The following is an 18,641-nucleotide window of genomic DNA, read 5'->3' as shown; positions in this document are numbered from 1 at the left end:
ATCGTCCGCGAACCCTGGACGCACGGAACCGCACCGCCCCGCCCGCGACGACGCGACGCATCCGGAGCACCGCCCTCTCTCTTCCGCACGGTCGAAACTTGGAGTCGTCTTGACACAGCTCATCTCCGCGCCCGCACCAGCGCCCGCATCCGCGGCCGACGCTGCCCCCACCACCGCCACCGCCGGGCACGAGATCGTCCGCGTGCTCGAGGAGCACGGCATCCGCCGCACCTTCGTGGTGCCGGGCGAGAGCTACCTGGAGGTGCTCGACGGGCTGCACGAGTCGTCGATCGAGACCGTCATCTGCCGCCACGAGGGCGGCGCGGCCTACATGGCGGAGGCGGAGGGCAAGCTCGGCCCGCTGCCGGGCATCGCGATGGTGACGCGCGGACCGGGCGCCGCCAACGCGCTCGTCGGCGTGCACACCGCGTGGCAGGACTCGACCCCGATGGTGCTCTTCATCGGCCTCATCCCGCTGGCGCACCGCCACAAGGAGGCGTTCCAGGAGTTCGACGTGGACGGCTGGTTCGCGGCCGGAGCGAAGAGCGTCGTCATCCTCGACGTCGCCGAGCGCGCGCAGGAGGTGGTCGCCGACGCGCTCTTCCTCGCCCGCGCTGGCCGGCCCGGCCCGGTCGTCATCGGCCTGCCCGAGGACGTCATCCGCGAGACGATCCCGCAGCACCAGCAGCCTGAGCTGCCGGTCGCCGAGGGCGGCATGACCGCGAACGACCTCGAGGCGCTGCGCGACGCGCTCGAGACGGCCGAGAAGCCGCTGTTCGTCACCGGCGGCAGCGACTGGGACGCCGATGCCTCCGCGCGCCTGACCGGCTGGCTCGAGCAGCACCGGCTGCCGGCGGTCGCCGAGTGGCGCACCGAGGGCATCGTGCCCTTCGACTCGCCCAGCTACGCGGGCCCGATCGGCTACGGCCGCCCGAAGCCCACCCTCGACGTACTCGAGGAATGCGACCTGCTGGTCTTCGTCGGCACGCTGCCCGGCGACGTCGTCACCAACGGCTTCCTGGTGCGGCAGGGCTGGGAGCGCCGCAACTTCCTGGTCTCGATCGACCCGACGCTGCGTGGCCGCTCCGGTGCCGTCAGCCATCACATCCTCGCCCGGCCGGGTGCCTTCGCCCGCGACCTCGAGCGCATCGACCTCACCCCCGACGACGCCCGGGCGGACTGGACGGCGCGCCTGCGCGAGCAGCAGCGGGCCTTCAGCACCCTGTCGCCGCGCGCGCCGAAGCCTGGTCCCGCATCCATGGACACCGTGATGGCGCACCTGGTGCCGCAGCTCGACCACGACGCGCTCGTCACCTTTGGCGCCGGCGAGCACACGAACTGGGCGCACCGCTACTTCCCGACCCGCGTCTACCCCTCGATGGTGAGCTGCGGCAACGGCTCGATGGGCTATTCGATCCCCTCTGCGGTCGCCGCCTCGCTGCACTTCCCGGAGCGGCAGGTCGTCTCGATCGCGGGCGACGGCGAGTTCCTGATGAACGGGCAGGAGCTGGCGACGGCGAAGCAGCTGGGCGCGACGCCGCTGGTCATCGTGGTCGACAACCAGGAGTACGGCACCATCCGCACCCACCAGGAGCGCCGCCACCCCGGCCGCGTCTCTGGCACACAGCTCGAGAACCCCGACTTCGCGATGCTCGCGAACGCCTACGGCGGCTTCGGCATCCGGGTCGAGACCGACGCCGAGGTGCCCGCAGCCGTCGAGCAGGCGCTCTCGCGCTGGCGCGCCGGCGAGCGCTTCGTGCTGCTGCACGTCATCACGGAGCAGCGCTCGCAGGCGTACTGACGCGGATACGATCCGTGAGGCGGTGACTGCCGCCGCCGGACGCACCCGGCTTCCCGCACCGAAGGGCAGCATGTTCTCCTGGACCAAGCGCGACGAGACGAACCTGACCGCGACCGACATCGTCTACCCGGAGGAGCGCCTCGGCTGGGCCCGCACCATCGGCCTCGGCATGCAGCACGTGGTCGCCATGTTCGGCGCCACCTTCCTGGTTCCGATCATCACCGGCTTCCCACCGTCGACGACGCTGCTGTTCTCGGGCATCGGCACGATCCTCTTCTTGGCTGTCACGAAGAACCAGCTGCCCAGCTACCTCGGCTCGTCGTTCGCGTTCATCGCGCCGGTCGGCGCCGCGACCGCGATGGGCGGCCACGGCTTCGCGCTCGCCGGCATCGTACTGGTCGGGCTGCTGCTGGCGATCGTGGGCGTCATCGTGCACTTCTCGGGCACCCGCTGGCTCGGCGCCGTCATGCCGCCGGTGGTCTCCGGCACGATCGTGGCGCTCATCGGCTTCAACCTGGCGCCGGCCGCACGCGACAACTTCGCCAAGGACCCGCTGCTGTCCGTCATCACGCTCGGCGCCGTCATCCTCACCGCGGTGCTCTTCCGCGGGCTGATCGGCCGCCTCGCCATCCTGGTCGGCGTCGTCGTCGGCTACGCCGTCGCGGCGGCGACCGGCAAGATCGACTGGCAGCCGGTCGCCGACGCCGCATGGATCGGCCTGCCCGAGTTCGCGATGCCCGCGCTCGACCCTGCGCTGCTGCCCGCGCTGCTGATGTTCGTGCCCGTCGTGCTGCCGCTGATCGCCGAGAACCTCGGCCACGTGAAGGGCGTCGGCGCGCTGCTGCGCCGCGACCTCGACCCGCTCGCCGGCCGCACCCTCTTCTCCGACGGCATCGCCACCACGATCGCCGGCCTCTTCGGCGGCTCGGCCACGACCACCTACGGCGAGAACATCGGCGTGATGAGCGCGACGCGCGTCTTCTCGACCGCCGCCTACTGGGTGGCGGCGTTCACGGCGATCCTGCTGGGCCTGAGCCCGAAGATCGGCGCGATCATCTTCGCCGTGCCCGCCGGCGTGCTCGGCGGCGTCACCACCGCGCTCTACGGGCTCATCGGCATCATCGGCGTGCGCATCTGGATCGAGAACCAGGTCGACTTCTCGAAGCCGCGCAACCAGTTCGCCGCCGGCGTCGGCCTCATCGTCGCGATCGCCAACTTCACGCTCTCGGCCGGCACCCTGCTGTTCGAGGGCATCGTGCTCGGTACGGTCGCGACGCTCGTGATCTACCACCTGATGGCGGGGCTCGAGCGGCTGCGCGGCGGCGACCGGCAGGTGCGGGCGGACCACGCCCCGCCCGCCACCGACCCCGCCGACTGAGCACACCGCATCCGCTCGCATCGGCACATGCGGCCGCGGCGCGCAGCCATTGTCGCGCCGACCGCCGCGTGCCAGGGTGGCGGCATGGGATCGGTTGCGGAGAACATCGTCCAGACGCTCGTGGCCAACGGCGTGCAGCGCGTGTACGGGCTGCCCGGTGACTCGCTGAACGCCTTCACCGAGGCGATCCGCACCGAAGATCGCATGGAGTGGGTGCACGTGCGGCACGAGGAGACCGCCGCCTTCGCCGCCGGCGCCGAGGCCGAGATGACGGGCGAGCTGGCGGTCTGCGCCGGCAGCTGCGGCCCGGGCAACCTGCACCTGATCAACGGCCTCTACGACGCCAACCGCAGCCGCGTGCCGGTGCTGGCGATCGCCGCGCACATCCCCACCGTCGAGATCGGCACCAACTACTTCCAGGAGACGCACCCGCAGGAGCTCTTCCGCGAATGCTCCGTCTACGTCGAGTACGTCGCCGACCCGAAGCAGATGCCGCGGCTGCTCGAGATCGCGATGCGCGCGGCGATCGAGCAGCGCGGCGTCGCGGTGCTGGTCATCCCTGGCGACGTGGCGATGGCCGAGATCGCCGACGACCGGCGCCGCCTGATCCGCCGCTCCCACTCGACCACGGTGCCGCTGCCGATGCACCTGCTCGAGGCCGCCGACGTGCTGAACCAGGCGCGCACGGTGACGATCCTCGGCGGTGCGGGCACCGCGGGCGCGCACGCCGAAGTGCTGGCGGTCGCCGAGCGGCTGGGCGCCCCGATCGTGCACGCGATGCGCGGCAAGGAGCACCTCGAGCACGACAACCCCTACGACGTCGGCATGACGGGGCTGCTGGGCTTCGCGAGCGGCTTCCGGGCGATGAGCGACGCGGATGCGGTGCTGCTGCTGGGCACCGATTTCCCGTACCCGCAGTTCTACCCCGACGCGCAGTACGTGCAGGTCGACATCCGCGGCGCGCAGATCGGCAGGCGGCACCCGGTCGACGTCGCCCTGGTCGGCGGCGTCGCCGAGACGCTGCAGGCGCTGCTGCCGCACCTCGAGCAGAAGGGCGACCGGCACCTGAAGGACGCGCAGAAGCACTACGCGAAGACCCGCGAGAAGCTCGACGACCTGGCGTCCCCGGCGCGCAGGGGCCAGCCGGTGCACCCGCAGTACCTCGCCCGGCGCATCAGTGAACTGGCCGCGGACGACGCCGTCTTCATCCCGGACGTCGGCTCTCCCGTGGTCTACGCATCCCGGTACCTCACCATGAACGGCAGACGACGGATGCTGGGCTCGTTCAACCACGGATCGATGGCGAACGCCGTCCCCCAGGCCATCGGCGTGCTCGGGCAGGATCGCACCAGGCAGACGGTCACGCTCTCGGGCGACGGCGGTGTGACGATGCTGCTGGGCGACCTGCTGGCGCTGACGCAGAACAAGCTGCCGGCGAAGATCGTGGTGTTCAACAACTCGTCGCTGAACTTCGTCGACCTGGAGATGAAGGCCGCGGGGCTCGTGCCCTTCGCGACCGATCTCGAGAACCCGAGCCTCGCCGGCGTCGCGGAGGCGATGGGCATCAAGGGGATCAGGGTGGAGGACTCCGCCGGCGTCGACGCGGCGCTCACCGAGGCGTTCGCGCACGACGGGCCGGCGCTCGTCGACGTGGTGTGCGACCCGCAGGAGCTCACCATCCCGCCGTCGATCGCCTTCGAGCAGGCGAAGGGCTTCGCGCTCTACGCCATCCGCACGGTACTGTCAGGCCGCGGCGACGAGCTGCTCGATCTGGCCCGGACCAACTGGCGCCAGCTCTTCTGAGCCGGCCGCATCGGAGGGGGTGCGCATGCTGCCGACCCCTCGCCGCGTGCAGGGCACATACTACGTGCTGGTGCTGGGCAACACGCTCGCGGCCTCGTTCATCTGGGGCATCAACACGCTGTTCCTGCTCGATGCCGGGCTGACGAACCTCGAGGCGTTCACCGCGAATGCGTTCTACACGATCGGCGTGCTGATCTTCGAGATCCCCACCGGGGTGGTCGCCGACACGATGGGGCGGCGCTGGTCGTACGTGCTGGGCTCGGCGACGCTCGCGGTCACCACCGGCCTGTACTGGCTGATGTGGCTGTGGGAGGCGCCGTTCTGGGGCTGGGCGCTGGCGTCGATGCTGCTGGGGCTCGGCTTCACCTTCTTCACCGGCGCCGTCGACGCCTGGCTCGTGGATGCGCTGCAGGCGACGGGCTACAAGGGCAGTCTCGAGCACGTCTTCGGCCGCTCGGTGGTCGTGTCGGGCGGCGCGATGCTGGTGGGATCGGTGCTCGGCGGCGTGGTGGCGCAGCTGACCGATCTGGGGGTGCCGTTCCTGATGCGGGCGGGCGTGCTCGTGCTGATGGTGGTGCTCGCGGGGCTGCTCATGCGCGATCTGGGCTTCACGCCCGACCGCAACGAGGGGCCGATCGAGGCGACCCGCACGGTGCTGCGCGCCTCGCTCACGCACGGCCTCGGCAACCCGCCGGTGCGCTGGCTGATGCTCGCGAGCCCGTTCACCGCGGGAGTCGGCTTCTATGCCTTCTATGCGCTGCAGCCCTACCTGCTCGAGCTCTGGGGCGATCCGGAGGCGTACTCGATCGCCGGCCTGGCGGCGGCGCTGCTGTCGGGCTCGGCGATGGCCGGCGGCTTCCTGGCGCCAGTGGTGCGACGGTGGTTCCGGAAGCGCACGTCGACGATCCTGCTCTCTGCCGTGACGAGCGTCGTCGTGCTGGTGGGCATCGGCCTGGTGCAGAACTTCTGGGTGGCGATCGCGCTGGTCGCCGTCTGGGGCGTGATGACGTCGATCGACGACCCCGTGCACCGGGCCTACCTGAACGACATGATCCCCTCGAAGCAGCGCGCGACGGTGCTCTCGTTCGACTCGCTGATGGGCTCGGGCGGCAGCGCCATCGCGCAGCCGATCCTCGGCCGCTCGGCCGACATCGGCGGCTACGGCTTCTCGCTCCTGCTCAGCGGCATCATCTCGGCCGGAGCGATCCCGTTCGTGCTGCTCAGCCGCGCGCAGCGCGCGCCCGCCGACACCGCGACCGCCACGCTCGAGGGCCCCTCGATCGACCCGGCAACCAGCGTCTGAGCAAATCTCAACGTGTCAGGTGCGCTCATGCCGCACTCCCTGCGCCGAACGAGCACCTGACACGTTGAGATCACCGGGAATAGGGTGCCCACAGCACCCGTTGCACTAATTGTTCAACTTTGAAAGACTTGCCTCGCGACGGAAGGACCACCCCCATGAGCAGCATGCAGTTCGGCATCTTCTCGGTGAGCGACATCACCCAGGACCCGACGACCGGCAAGACCCCCACCGAGCACGAGCGCATCAAGGGCTGGGTCGCGATGGCCAAGAAGGCCGAGGAGGTCGGCCTCGACGTCTTCGCCACCGGCGAGCACCACAACCCGCCGTTCTTCTCGTCGAGCCCGACGACCACCCTCGGCTACATCGCCGCGCAGACCGAGAAGCTCATCCTCTCGACCGCGACCACCCTCATCACGACGAACGACCCGGTGAAGATCGCCGAGGACTTCGCGATGCTGCAGCACCTCAGCGACGGCCGCGCCGACCTCACGCTCGGCCGCGGCAACACCGGCCCGGTCTACCCGTGGTTCGGCAAGGACATCCGCGACGGCATCGAGCTCGCGATCGAGAACTACGCACTGCTGCACAAGCTCTGGCACGAGAGCGTCGTCAACTGGTCGGGCAAGCACCGCACGCCGCTCACCGGCTTCACCTCGACCCCTGCACCGCTCGACGGTGTCGCACCGTTCGTGTGGCACGGCTCGATCCGCTCCCCGCAGATCGCCGAGCAGGCCGCGTACTACGGCGACGGCTTCTTCCACAACAACATCTTCTGGAACAAGGAGCACACCGAGCGCATGGTGCAGCTTTACCGCTCGCGCTTCGCGCACTACGGCCACGGCGAGCCCGAGCAGGCCTTCGTCGGCCTCGGCGGCCAGGTCTTCATGAAGCAGACCGAGCAGCAGGCCAAGGACGCCTTCCGCCCCTACTTCGACGTCGCGCCCGTCTACGGCCACGGGCCGAGCCTCGAGGAGTTCACCGAGGCGACACCGCTCACCGTCGGCACCCCAGAGCAGGTCATCGAGCGCACCCTGTCGTTCCGCGACTACGCGGGCGACTACCAGCGCCAGCTCTTCCTCGTCGACCACGCCGGGCTGCCCCTCGAGGAGGTGCTCGAGCAGATCGAGATCCTCGGCACCGAGGTCGTGCCGGTGCTGCGCCGTGAGTTCGACCTGCTGCGCGCCGACGGGGTTCCGGATGCGCCTACGCACGCCGCGCGCGTCGCGGCGGCCCGTGAGGCGGGCACGCAGATGGGCGAGCAGGGCAACGCCTGGCAGGAGCAGGGCGCCCGCGCCGACCTCGACACCGGTGCCGCGATCGCACGCCAGGGCGGCGAGGCATGAGCAGCCCCCGCATCGTCGTCGTCTCGGCCGGCCTCGGCGAGCCCAGCAGCACGAAGCTGCTCGCCGATCGGCTGCGCGACGCCACGCTCACGGCGCTCACCGCGCACGGCCAGCACGCCGAGGTCGTCGACGTCACGCTGCGCCCGCTGGCGCAGGACATCGCGAGCCACATGCTCACCCACAACGCCACCGACGCGCTCGATGGCGCCATGAAGGAGGTCATCGACGCGGAGGCCATCATCGCCGTCACGCCGGTGTTCAACATGAGCTACTCGGGGCTGTTCAAGTCGTTCTTCGACGTCATCGAAGAGGGCCAGCTCGCCTCCATCCCGACGGCGCTCGGCGCCACCGGCGGCACCGCCCGCCACTCGATGGTGATGGACACCGCGATGCGGCCGATGTTCGCCTACCTCAAGGCGCAGGTGGTGCCCACGGGCGTCTTCGCCGCCGCCGAGGACTGGGGCAGCGCATCCGGGCTCGAGCGCCGCATCGCCCGCGAGGGGCAGGAGCTGGCCGACCTCATGGTCGCGATGCCCCGCCGCCGTGAGGCCGACCCCTTCGACATCGAGGGCGACGCCTTCGTCTCCTTCGAGCAGATGCTGGGGCACGCGTGAGCTCCCGACCGCTCGCCCTGCGCGCCTGGCGCGGCTACATCGAGGGCTCGCAGCTGCTGATGAACGAGCTCGAGCACCGCATGAAGGCCTCGTGCGACCTCGACCTGGGCGACTTCAACGTGCTGCTGGTGCTGTCGGAGGCGGACGGCGAGCGGATGCGCATGGGCGATCTGGCGCGTGCGCTCGCGTTCGCGCCGGGTCGGCTCACGTACCGCGTCACCGCCCTCGAGCGCGAGGGGCTGGTCGCCCGTGAGCCGAGCGAGGCAGACCGGCGGGGCACGGATGCGGTGCTCACCGACGCGGGTCGCATGCGGCTGCGACGGACACGGCCGGTGCACGCTCGCCACGTCGACGAGCTCTTCCTCGACGGGCTCGACGCGGAGGCGATCGCGGTGCTCGATCGCGTCTTCGGGCCGCTGCGCACGCGGCTGCTGGAGCGCGCCGCCGACGACCTGCACGGCGACGACACGCCCGCCGCCGGCTGACCTGCGGGCGAGTCCCAGCCGAACCCTGGAACGATGGGGACATGCTGGAAGCGCGGCTGCTGGAGCAGGCGATCGGGACACCCGGTCGCCACATCGCCGGCGAGCCCTTCGGCGAGGGTCGCATCGTGCGCTTCACCGTCGACGACGGGCCCGAGCAGGGCGAGTGGTTCGTCGACACCTCGCGCCAGCCGGTCGCCAGGGAGACCGGCTTCGTGATCCGCGACGGCGGCGACAAGCCCGTCGCCCGCATCTGGAAGCACCCCTTCGACCCGCGCCTGCCGGCGCTGCGCACCGCCCTCGATCCCGAGCGGCTGCTGCGCATCGCGCTCGCGGGCGGCAGCACGCCGGGCCCCATCGACGCGCGCGTGCTCTCCTACCGCCCGGGGCGGCGGGCCGTGGTGCGGCTCACGCAGCACGAGCGCCACCTGTTCGTGAAGGTGGTGCGGCCGGGCGAGGCCGAGGATCTGGCGATGATCCACCAGGCGTGCCGCGACGCCGGCGTGCCTGCGCCGAAGGTGGTGCACTGGGCCCCCTCCGGCGTGCTCGTGGTGCGCGACGCACCCGGCATCCGCGGCCCCGTCGCCGCGGCCGCGACCAGCGCATCCGACCTGCTCGACGCGGTCGACGATCTGCGGGAGCGGCTGGCCGGCGTGCGCACCCGGCGCATCGCCCGGGCGTCGGTGGGCTCGAGGATCGAGTGGCACATCGACCGGCTGGCGGCGCTGCTGCCCGAGCGCGAGCGCGAGGTGCACGCGCTGGCCGCGGCGGTGCAGCCCGACATCCGGCGCGTCGGCGCTCCGCGCGTCATCCACGGCGACCTGCACATCGGCCAGCTCTTCTTCGCCGACGGCGCCGTCGCATCCATCATCGACGTCGACACCGCCGGGCTCGGCGATCGCTGCGACGACACCGCCGCGTTCATCGGGCACGCGACCGCGAGCGCCGTCCGCAACGAGGTCGCCGGCCGGGCGAGCGACGCGCTGCTGCTCCACACGCTTGCCGAGACCGCCGCCGACCGCTGGATGCTGACGCCGCACACGACGGCGCTCACCTCGCTCCACCTGGTGGGCCACGCCATCCGCGCCGCCGAGCGCAGCGCCGAAGCCGCGAACCTGCTGCTCGACGAGGCGCTCGACCTGCAGGGCATCCGCCGCTCGCGCTGAGCGGCCCGGCCGCTCACACCAGCCGGTAGCCCATCCCCCGCACGGTCTCGATGCGCTCGGCGCCCAGCTTGTTGCGCAGGTAGCGGATGTAGACGTCGACGACGTTCGAGCCCGGGTCGAAGTCGTAGCCCCACACGCGCGAGAGCAGCTGCTCGCGCGAGAGCACCTGCCCGGCGTGGCGCACGAGCTCCTCGGCGAGCGCGAACTCGCGCCCCGAGAGGTCGACCGCGCGACCGTCGACGGTCGCGCGCCGGGTGCGGATGTCGAGCTCGAGCCCCTGGTGCGCGAGCTCCGACGCCGACGCCGGGCTCGCCGCGTGCGTCGCCATGCGCAGCCGCACGCGGGCGAGCAGCTCGTCGAAGCGGAAGGGCTTCGCCATGTAGTCGTCGGCGCCCCCCTCGAGCCCGGCGACGGTGTCGGCGCCGCCGGCCCGCGCGGTGAGGATGATCACGGGCATCGTCGAGCCCGAGCCGCGCAGCTGCGCGAGCACCTCGAAGCCGTCTATGCCCGGCAGGCCGATGTCGAGCACCAGCAGGTCGAACTCGTCGGTGAGCGCCAGATCGAGCGCTTCGGGGCCGGTGGGCGCCACGCGGGTCGTGTAGCCCGACGACTTCAGCCCCTTCTCGACGAACGAGGCGATGCGCGCCTCGTCCTCTGCGATCAGGATCGATGCCATGGCTGCTCCTCGTCGTTGCTGGCGGGGTCGGTATTGGCCGGGTCGTTGCCGTCGCGTGCTGGTGCCGGCGGGGCCGGCGGGGCCGGCGGATGCGTCGCCGCACCCCCGGGGTCAGTCTGGCCCACGCCGGTGGCCGGGTCCGGCACCTCGTCGATGACGACCGCTCCCGGCAGCGACACGATGAACTCCGAGCCCCGCGTCGGTTGCTCCTGACCCGCCTGCTTGACCCACGCATCCGTCACCCACGCGCGGCCGCCGTGCCTCTCGGCGATGAGCTGCACGATCGACAGGCCCAGGCCCGAGCCGCCGTCGCCGCGGCCCTCGGCGATGCCGCGGCGGAAGCGCTCGAAGATGACGGTCTTCAGCTCGTCCGGCACACCGGGCCCGCGGTCGCGCACGAACAGCTCGACGTCTCGCCCCCGCGCCCGCGCGCCGATCGCGATCGGGCCGTGCGCGTGCCGCAGGGCGTTGGCGACCAGCTGCAGCATCGCCTGGGTGATGCGGTCGGGGTCGAGCGCAGCGGTCACCGGCGGGCTCGAGACCTCGTCGGCGATGTCGGCGCCCGCGATGGCACGCGCCTTGGCGGCGATGTGCTCGGTGAGCACGGCCAGGTCGGTGGGCCGGATCGAGAACGCGCCCGGGTCGCGCAGGCGTGCGGCCGAGCGCAGGTCGTCGACCAGCCGCGCCATCCGGTCGAGCTCGTCGATGGCCAGGTCGCGCGTCTCGTCGACGTCGGCGGGGTCGGCGCTGTCGACCAGCTCGAGGTGGCCGCGCACGATGGTGATCGGCGTCTTCAGCTCGTGCCCGACATCGCGCAGCAGCTCGCGCTGGCTGTCGAGCGCGCCGCCCAGCCGGTCGAGCATGCGGTTGACGGTGACGGCCAGCTGCGACACGTCGTCGCGCCCGTCGCCGGTGGGGATCCGCTCGTCGAGGTTCGCGGCGGAGGAGCGCTCGGCGACCTCGCGCATCCGCCGGATCGGCCGCAGCAGCCGGCCGGAGACCCACAGCGCGATCAGGAACGTCACGAGCGTCGCGACGAGCGCCGTGATGGTGAACACCTGGGCGGCCTCGTTGATCTCGGCCAGCTCCTGCTGCACGGCGTAGCCGGTGACGAACACCGCCTGCGGCGGCCGGCTCTCATCGACCTCGCCCAGCGAGACGGGCGCCGCGACGTAGCGCACGGCTTCGCCGTCCTCGCTGACGTAGGTGCCCATCACGGTGGCGTGCCCTGCGGTCTCGGCCACGATGCGATCCACGAAGCCGGGCAGCTTCTCGAGCTGCACGTCGGCGGGCACACCGGGCACGAGCGCGGCGCGGCCGTCGAGGATGCCGAGCGTGCCGGTGTTGCCGTCCGGCGCCACCCGCTGCACGACCGCGGTGAGCGCCAGCTCGACCGACCCCCATGGCACCGTCGCGCTCGAGACCGTGAAGCTGCCCGACTCGAGCGCCGACTCCAGGTTGACGTCGATCTGCTCGATCACGCGCGAGCGCTCGACGAAGTAGGCGACCGTACCCGCGGCGAACACCGACAGCAGGGTCAGCACCGTCAGCAGCCCCACGATCCGCGAGCGCACGGTCCACGTGCGCAGGCGCGGCATGACGGAATCGGGCATGGCACCCATTCAACCCTGCACGCGGGCGCGACGCCCGAAGGTGAGAGAACCTTCATCTGCAGGCGGAGCGCAGGCGGACATGGTGAGATCGGTGTGTGGATCACCTGACCAGCCCCGGCACCCGCAGCGCCGAGGAGCAGATGCTGCGCGACGCGCTCGGCGACGACCTGGCCGGCGAGCTGCGCGTGCTGAGCCGCGAGCCCTACGGCTCCGGGGCACTGACCGGCTTCGAGGAGGCGCCGCAGCCGGGGCAGGATGCGCCGATCCGCTACTGGTACGTCGACACCTCCGGCAAGCAGGTCGAGAGCGAGACCGGCTTCGTGCTCGGCGACCCCGAGCGGCCGGAGGCGCGCATCTGGCTGCACCCGGCCGATCCGCGGCTGCCGGCGCTCGCCCCGGCGAGCTTCCCCGACGCCGCCGCCACCCTGATGGGCCGACTCGGCATCAGCATCGACCGCAGGCCAGAGCTGCTCGTCTACCGACCCGGCAAGCGCGCGATGTTCCGGATGCGTGCAGGCCAGCGGGAGACGTACCTCAAGATCGTGCGTCCAGACGCCTCCGCCTCGATCGTGCAGCTGCAGGAGTCGCTGCGCGCCGGCGGTGTGCCGGTGCCGCTCATCACCGGCTGGTCGGAGCTCGGCATCGTGCTCACCGAGACCGCCGCGGGCACGGCCCTCACCTCGCGGCTGCACGAGCTCGACCCCGAGCGGCTGCTCGACTCGATCGAGTCGCTGCGCGAGCACATGGGCGGCGTCGACACCGGCCGCGACGCCCGCGCCTCGCTCGCCGACCGCAGCGACTGGTACCTCACCCGCAGCGCCGCCGCAGTCGATCGCGCCATCGCGCTCGGTGCTGACGCCGCGGCCCTGGCGGGCCCGCTCCGCGCCGTCACCGCCATGATCACGTCGACCGACGCATCCGCCCTCGTCGTCGACCAGGATGTGCGCCGCACCGTGCACGGCGACCTGCACGTGGGGCAGCTGTTCGTGGCGGAGGACGACGCGAGCGCGATCTCGGGCGTGATCGACATCGACACCTGCGGGCTGGGCGATCCGGCCGACGACGAGGCGGCCTTCATGGGGCACCTCGTCGCCTCGCTCGTGCTCTCGCGCGCCGACGCGGAGCGCTCGGCCGGCTTCCGGCGGCTGCTCGATGCGGCGGCCGGGCGCTGGCTGGCGGCCGACCGACCGGGCAGCGTGCGCGTGGCGCACCGCACGGCCGTCCACGTGCTCGCGCACGCGCTCGCGCCGATCGAGCGCGGCGACCTCGAGATGGCGACCGCCGAGCTGACCATCGCCGTCGCGCTGCTCGAGGGGATGCTCAGCGGCTGAGGCCCCCCGTGCCGCCACGATCGGCCGCGCGGGGCCGCCCGCGGCGAAGATGAGAGGGCTCTCATCTGGCGCTCCTGCACGCCTCACGCGCGGCCACGATGCTGGTGACCATGAAGCGCAACCAGTGGATCCTTGTCGGCACGGCCGGCGTGCTCAGCGTCGGCGTCATCTCGCTCGGCGCGATGAGCGTCGCCAGCGCACTGGACGTGCGCGACGTCTCCGGCGCGGAGATCGCCGGCGCCGAGATCCAGGGGACGACTGCCGGCTCGCCGGGCAGCACGGCCCCGGTCGATCTCGAGAAGCTGGGCAGCGCGCTCGTCGCACCGTCGCCCACCGCGACGCCGAGCGCGAGCGAGCCACCGGCAGCCCCTTCGGCAGCGGCGTCGGCCCCGGCTCCGGCGGAGGTGGCGCCCGCCCCCGCGCCGCAGCCCGTGCCCGTGGCACCGGTGGGCTCGGCCTCGGCGGCCTCCGCAGATTCCGCAGCTTCGGCAGCCTCGAACGACTGACGCGCGGCACCCCAGCGCGCGGCACCGCAGCGCGCGGCACCCCAGCGCGCGGCACCCCAGCGCGCGGCACCGGTCGCACCGGCGGGAAGTCAGCAGCCGGGCCGCGGCGGGCGGCGCCGGGCGGCAACGACTGCCGACGGCGCCGGGCCGCAGCGACTGCCGACGGCGCCTGACAGATCGTGAGGTAGGCTAACGACATGCCGTCCACCGCACTCGCCGCCTCCCTCCGCGTGGCGCTGGTGCGCATGGGCCGCAGGATGCGCCGCGAGCAGGGCGACGACGCGCTCTCGCTCCACCACATGTCGGCGCTCGGCGCGATCCAGCAGCTCGAGGAGCCGACGCTCGCGCGCATCGCCGCCTGCGAGGGCGTGAAGCCGCCCAGCATGGTGAAGACGCTGCAGCACCTCGAGTCGCTCGGCTACATCGAGCGTGACGCGCACCCCACCGACGGCCGCATGATGGTGCTGCGCATCAGCGACAAGGGCGACGAGATGATCGACGGCCTGCGCAGGCGCCGCAACCGGGCGCTCGCCGACGCGCTCGACCGGCTCTCCCCCGAGGAGCGCGAGATCATCGAGCGCGCCGTGCCCATTCTGGAACGGCTCGCAGAGCGGTGATGTTCCGCAGCCTCAAGCGCTTCAACTACCGCACCTGGTTCACGGGCGCCCTGATCTCGAACGTCGGCGCCTGGATGCAGTCGACCGCCCTGGCGTGGACCGTCCTGACGGTGCTGACCGACAACGACGCCACCGCCCTCGGCCTCAACATGGCCCTGCAGTTCGCCCCGCAGCTGCTGCTCGTGCCGATCTCCGGGCTCATCGCCGACAAGTACGACCGGCGCAAGGTGCTGCTGGTGACGCAGTCGGCGATGGGGGTGCTCGCGCTCGTGCTGGGCGTGACGGTCACCGCCGGCATCGTCGAGCTGTGGCACGTGCAGGTCTTCTCGCTCATGTTCGGCGTCGTGCAGGCCTTCGACATGCCCGCCCGGCAGGCGTTCGTCTCCGAGCTCGTTGGCCAGGACGACATCGCCAACGCGGTGGCGCTGAACTCCGCCTCCTTCCACGGCGCCCGGCTGATCGGCCCGGCAGTCGCCGGCGTGCTGATCGCGCTGGTCTCCCCCGGCCCGGTCTTCCTCATCAACGCGCTCACCTTCATCGCCATGCTCGTCGCGCTCGTGCGCATCCGCGCGGCAGAGCTGCAGCCGAGCCCGCGCGGCGCGAAGGGCCTGGGCGACATCGTGCAGGGCTTCAAGTACGTGCGGAAGCGCCACGACCTGCTGATCATCTTCCTGATGGCGTTCATCCTCGGCACCTTCGGCCTGAACTTCCCCATCTACATCTCGACCATGACGGCCACCGAGTTCCAGGCGGATGCCGACGTGTTCGGCCTGCTCTCGAGCGCGATGGCCATCGGATCGGTCACCGGCGCCCTGATGTCGGCCCGCTCGTCGCGCCCGCGCTGGACCTTCCTGGTCGGCGGCATCGGCATGTTCGTGTTCGCCTGCAGCCTCGCCGCCTGGGTGCCCAACATCTGGCTGTTCGGCGCAGCGCTCGCGCTCGCCGGCTTCACGGCGCAGCTGTTCATGACGAACGCCAACTCGATGGTGCAGCTCACCTCCGCCCCCGAGGTGCGCGGCCGCGTGATGGCGCTCTACGGCGCGGTCTTCATGGGCGGCACCCCCATCGGCGCACCGATCGTCGGGTGGGTGGCGGATGCCTTCGGTCCCCGTTGGGGCATCATGGTCGCCGCGGTCACGTGCCTCGTCGCGTTCATCGTCGGAGCGATCTACTGGGTGCGCGTGCGCCGCGACGACCGCATGAGCCGCACCGGCACGCTGACGCTGCCGCCGCCCACGGAGTCGACGAACATCGTCAAGTAGCCGCCCGCCGGCCAGCAACGCGAACCCGTTCGGGATCTGCGGACCCGTTCCGGCTCGAGCCGCGCCGCAGCCGGACCCCTTCGGGATCTGCGAACCCGTTCCGGCTCGAGCCCCGCCGCAGCCGGACCCCTTCGGGATCTGCGGACCCGTTCCGGCTCGAGCCCCGCCGCAGCCGGACCCCTTCGGGATCTGCGGTCCCGATCTGCGGGGTCCCCAGATCTCGCAGAGGTCCATGCCGCGTCGGCGGCAGCGGCGCGAGCGCTCGCGGGGGTCCGTCGCGGTCAGCCCTCGCGGCGCCAGCCGGCGAGCGCGAGCGTCTCGTCGAGCGCGGTGTGCACCGCTCGCCGGTCGACGGTGTCGAACGCACCGCCAGAGCCGTGCACCAGGCTGCGCCGCGACGCGCGGCTGCGCGATGGCCCGGCGCGGAACGTCACCCCCTTGTGCAGCCGCAGCACCTCGAGCGCCGACTCGATCACGTCCGAGTGCGAGAGCACCCCCTCGCCGGCGTCGCGCAGCTCGCAGCGATGCTGCGCCACCTCGCCCGCCCAGCGGATCTCGATGCGCTCGCCCGCGTGGTGCACCGCGCACGGGCTGCCGACCAGCCGCCTGGCGATGCCGCTGGCGACGTCGTCGAGATCCCAGCGGCCCGAGCGGGCCCCCGGAGGCTCGGCGCGCACGACCGCGAGCGGCATCGCGCGCCGTTCCCGGTGCCGCAGCATGCCGCGGATCGCCATCACCACGAGCACGATGCCGAGCACCGCGAACACCGCGGGGATGAGCACCATCGGGCTCAGCTCCCCCAGGCCACCGGCGGTGAGCACGCGCAGGAACACCGCCAGCACGGTGCTGCCGATCACGGTGAAGATCGCGCCGATCAGCAGGAAGACGATGTGCCGCGTCATGCCGTCACTCCCCTGCGCTCGGCATCTGTGTGCTCATCATTCGCCGCGCCCATCACTCCTTGTGCCCCTGCTTGATCGCCTCGAACACCAGCCGCACGATCAGCACCAGCAGGAAGGCGCCGAAGATGACGGATGCGGTGCGCGGGTCGAGCGCGATGGCGGCGGCCGCGCCGAGCGCGGTCGTCACGCAGGCCGAGAGCCCGACGATGAGCGAGGCGACGATGTCGACGTTCTTGCGCCGCAGGTTGCCGATCGTGCCGGAGATCGCGGTGGGGATCATCATCGCGAGCGAGGTGCCCTTGGCGACCAGGTCGCTCTGCCCGAACAGCAGGATGAGCATCGGCACGATGATGATGCCGCCGCCGACGCCGAGGATGCCCGAGAGCACGCCTGTGGCGAAGCCGAGCGCGACGAGCCCGATGATCGGCAGCACGTCGAGCTGCAGCTGCGCGTCGCGCGAGGGCACCACCAGGAAGAGGCTGACGGCCACGGCCGCCAGGAAGACGATGAACGCCCAGCGGATCGCCAGCACCGGCAGCTTGTGCAGCAAGTGCGCGCCGACCTGCGCGCCGATGACCGAGCCGACCACGAGGATGAGCGCCACCAGCCAGTCGACGTTGCCGACCGCCGCGTAGCTCGCGACGCCGACGAGCGCGGCGGGCACGATCGCCCCGAGCGACGTGCCGGCGGCGAGCTTGCGCGGGAACTTCGCCAGCAGCACCAGCAGCGGCACGATGACGATGCCGCCGCCGATGCCGAACATGCCCGACAGGAAGCCCGAGAGCAGCCCGATCCCGATGAGCGCGAAGATCGGCCTGCGGTGCTCGGTCTCCATCTCGTTACTCACCCGTCTATCCTGTCGTGCGCCAGCGCATCCGCTCGACACATCGGCACACGGCGCATGCAGCGACCGGTGCCGCTATCGGGCAGACACCGTGCCGCTATCGGGCGGTCACCTTGCCGAAGCGGCTCGCGATCGGCGAGAGCAGGGTGGGGCGGGCGGCGACGACGGCCGCCGCGGTGACGAGCATGGCGCCGACGAAGAGCAGGAAGCCGATCCAGTCGTCGTCGGCCTTCGCGGCGAACATGTGGTTGAGGTTGCGGAGCGCTCCGGTCGTGAGCACCAGCAGCACGTGCACGGCGATGAAGGCGACGAAGTAGAGCATCGTCGGGAAGTGGATCGCGCGCGCCCAGGCCACCGGGTACGCGCGATTGAGCCGCTCGTTCTCGGGCCACCAGCCGCTCATGCGCACACCGGTGGCGATCGCGAGCGGGGCGGCGACGAAGACGGTGACGAAGTAGGCGAGCTGCTGCAGCGCGTTGTAGTTGACCCAGCCGTCCTCGAGCGGCCACTCGAGCGTCGCGTACTGGAGGCCGGCCGAGATGGCGTGCGGGAAGACCTCCCAGCTGGTGGGCACGATGCGCATCCACTGGCCGGTCGCGAACAGCAGCACGACGAAGATCAGCCCATTCACCACCCAGAGGATGTCGACGCTCGTGTGCAGCCAGACGGTGATGGATGCCTTGTGGCCGGTGCGCTTCGAGGTGAAGTACGCGGGTGGCTTGCGCTCGCTCCGCACCTGGAGCCCGCTGCGGATGATCAGCGCGATGAAGAACAGGTTGAAGAAGTGCGACCAGTTGAGCCAGACCGGCAGGCCCACCGGCGCGCCCTCGGGGAGCTCATAGGTGCCGGGGTACTGCGCGATGAACGCGGCGACCGGCTCGAGCCCAGCGAACCAGCGGGCGATGGCGACGACGATCGTGGCCAGGCCGACGATCGCGAGCGCGACGAGCACGCCGGCGCCGATCCACTGCTTGGGGGTGGTGGGGAGCGGGACGGGCTG

The 18,641-nt window shown here is 71.7% G+C and carries 17 protein-coding genes; 12 read left to right on the top strand and 5 right to left on the bottom strand.

The genetic code is table 11. The features are described 5' to 3' along the window. Window positions 1-109 precede the first annotated feature (109 nt). From J1M46_RS12845 to J1M46_RS12810, 8 genes are all read left to right on the top strand, one after another. The gene (locus J1M46_RS12845; RefSeq protein ID WP_241249120.1) at window positions 110-1,801 is read left to right on the top strand and encodes a thiamine pyrophosphate-dependent enzyme; all 1,692 of its coding nucleotides are present in this window, start codon (window positions 110-112) and stop codon (window positions 1,799-1,801) included. Between the two features lie 70 nt (window positions 1,802-1,871). Further along, the gene (locus tag J1M46_RS12840; protein ID WP_206448731.1) at window positions 1,872-3,179 is read left to right on the top strand and encodes a uracil-xanthine permease family protein; all 1,308 of its coding nucleotides are present in this window, start codon (window positions 1,872-1,874) and stop codon (window positions 3,177-3,179) included. 84 nt (window positions 3,180-3,263) lie between these two features. Continuing rightward, window positions 3,264-4,982 carry a ubiquinone-dependent pyruvate dehydrogenase gene (gene poxB, locus J1M46_RS12835; protein ID WP_206448158.1) on the top strand — a complete coding sequence of 573 codons (1,719 nt, stop codon included), beginning with the start codon at window positions 3,264-3,266 and terminating at the stop codon, window positions 4,980-4,982. A 25-nt stretch (window positions 4,983-5,007) separates the two neighbouring features. After that, window positions 5,008-6,285, top strand: a complete 1,278-nt coding sequence (locus tag J1M46_RS12830; RefSeq protein ID WP_206448157.1) for an MFS transporter — start codon at window positions 5,008-5,010, stop codon at window positions 6,283-6,285. Window positions 6,286-6,449: 164 nt separating this feature from the next. After that, a complete protein-coding gene (locus J1M46_RS12825) occupies window positions 6,450-7,628 on the top strand; it encodes an LLM class flavin-dependent oxidoreductase (RefSeq protein WP_206448730.1) in 1,179 nt (392 codons plus the stop codon). After that, window positions 7,625-8,242: a CE1759 family FMN reductase gene (locus J1M46_RS12820; RefSeq protein ID WP_206448156.1), complete on the top strand. Its 618-nt coding sequence runs from the start codon at window positions 7,625-7,627 to the stop codon at window positions 8,240-8,242. The genes J1M46_RS12825 and J1M46_RS12820 overlap by 4 nt, the downstream gene beginning before the upstream one ends. After that, the gene (locus J1M46_RS12815; protein WP_206448155.1) at window positions 8,239-8,727 is read left to right on the top strand and encodes a MarR family transcriptional regulator; all 489 of its coding nucleotides are present in this window, start codon (window positions 8,239-8,241) and stop codon (window positions 8,725-8,727) included. Before J1M46_RS12820 ends, J1M46_RS12815 begins: the two co-directional genes overlap by 4 nt. 41 nt (window positions 8,728-8,768) lie before the next feature. Continuing rightward, the gene (locus J1M46_RS12810; protein WP_206448154.1) at window positions 8,769-9,890 is read left to right on the top strand and encodes a phosphotransferase; all 1,122 of its coding nucleotides are present in this window, start codon (window positions 8,769-8,771) and stop codon (window positions 9,888-9,890) included. A 13-nt stretch (window positions 9,891-9,903) separates the two neighbouring features. On the opposite strand, the gene J1M46_RS12805 is transcribed toward J1M46_RS12810, so the two are convergent. Next, window positions 9,904-10,566, bottom strand: a complete 663-nt coding sequence (locus J1M46_RS12805; RefSeq protein ID WP_206448153.1) for a response regulator transcription factor — start codon at window positions 10,564-10,566, stop codon at window positions 9,904-9,906. Next, window positions 10,551-12,179: a sensor histidine kinase gene (locus tag J1M46_RS12800; RefSeq protein ID WP_206448152.1), complete on the bottom strand. Its 1,629-nt coding sequence runs from the start codon at window positions 12,177-12,179 to the stop codon at window positions 10,551-10,553. The genes J1M46_RS12805 and J1M46_RS12800 overlap by 16 nt, the downstream gene beginning before the upstream one ends. 95 nt (window positions 12,180-12,274) lie before the next feature. Between J1M46_RS12800 and J1M46_RS12795 the strand changes: the two genes are divergently transcribed. The 4 genes from J1M46_RS12795 (at window position 12,275) to J1M46_RS12780 (ending at window position 15,895) form a co-directional block, all read left to right on the top strand. Further along, window positions 12,275-13,510, top strand: coding sequence for a phosphotransferase (locus J1M46_RS12795; RefSeq protein ID WP_206448151.1), 1,236 nt, complete (start codon window positions 12,275-12,277; stop codon window positions 13,508-13,510). Between the two features lie 110 nt (window positions 13,511-13,620). Next, window positions 13,621-14,016 carry a hypothetical protein gene (locus J1M46_RS12790; protein ID WP_206448150.1) on the top strand — a complete coding sequence of 132 codons (396 nt, stop codon included), beginning with the start codon at window positions 13,621-13,623 and terminating at the stop codon, window positions 14,014-14,016. Window positions 14,017-14,213: 197 nt separating this feature from the next. Beyond that, window positions 14,214-14,633 carry a MarR family winged helix-turn-helix transcriptional regulator gene (locus J1M46_RS12785; protein ID WP_206448149.1) on the top strand — a complete coding sequence of 140 codons (420 nt, stop codon included), beginning with the start codon at window positions 14,214-14,216 and terminating at the stop codon, window positions 14,631-14,633. After that, window positions 14,633-15,895 carry an MFS transporter gene (locus tag J1M46_RS12780; RefSeq protein WP_206448148.1) on the top strand — a complete coding sequence of 421 codons (1,263 nt, stop codon included), beginning with the start codon at window positions 14,633-14,635 and terminating at the stop codon, window positions 15,893-15,895. The genes J1M46_RS12785 and J1M46_RS12780 overlap by 1 nt, the downstream gene beginning before the upstream one ends. 281 nt (window positions 15,896-16,176) lie before the next feature. On the opposite strand, the gene J1M46_RS12775 is transcribed toward J1M46_RS12780, so the two are convergent. From J1M46_RS12775 to J1M46_RS12765, 3 genes are all read right to left on the bottom strand, one after another. Next, the gene (locus tag J1M46_RS12775; RefSeq protein WP_206448147.1) at window positions 16,177-16,797 is read right to left on the bottom strand and encodes a hypothetical protein; all 621 of its coding nucleotides are present in this window, start codon (window positions 16,795-16,797) and stop codon (window positions 16,177-16,179) included. Window positions 16,798-16,849: 52 nt separating this feature from the next. Beyond that, complete coding sequence (locus tag J1M46_RS12770) at window positions 16,850-17,632, bottom strand: sulfite exporter TauE/SafE family protein (RefSeq protein ID WP_206448729.1); 783 nt, start codon at window positions 17,630-17,632, stop codon at window positions 16,850-16,852. A 106-nt stretch (window positions 17,633-17,738) separates the two neighbouring features. Continuing rightward, window positions 17,739-18,641: cytochrome b/b6 domain-containing protein (locus tag J1M46_RS12765; protein ID WP_241249118.1), on the bottom strand; the 903-nt coding region annotated here is incomplete at its 5' end.

Source organism: Agrococcus sp. KRD186 (assembly GCF_017168255.1).
GTDB lineage: Bacteria > Actinomycetota > Actinomycetes > Actinomycetales > Microbacteriaceae > Agrococcus.
This window is presented reverse-complemented; position numbering and strand designations above follow the sequence as displayed.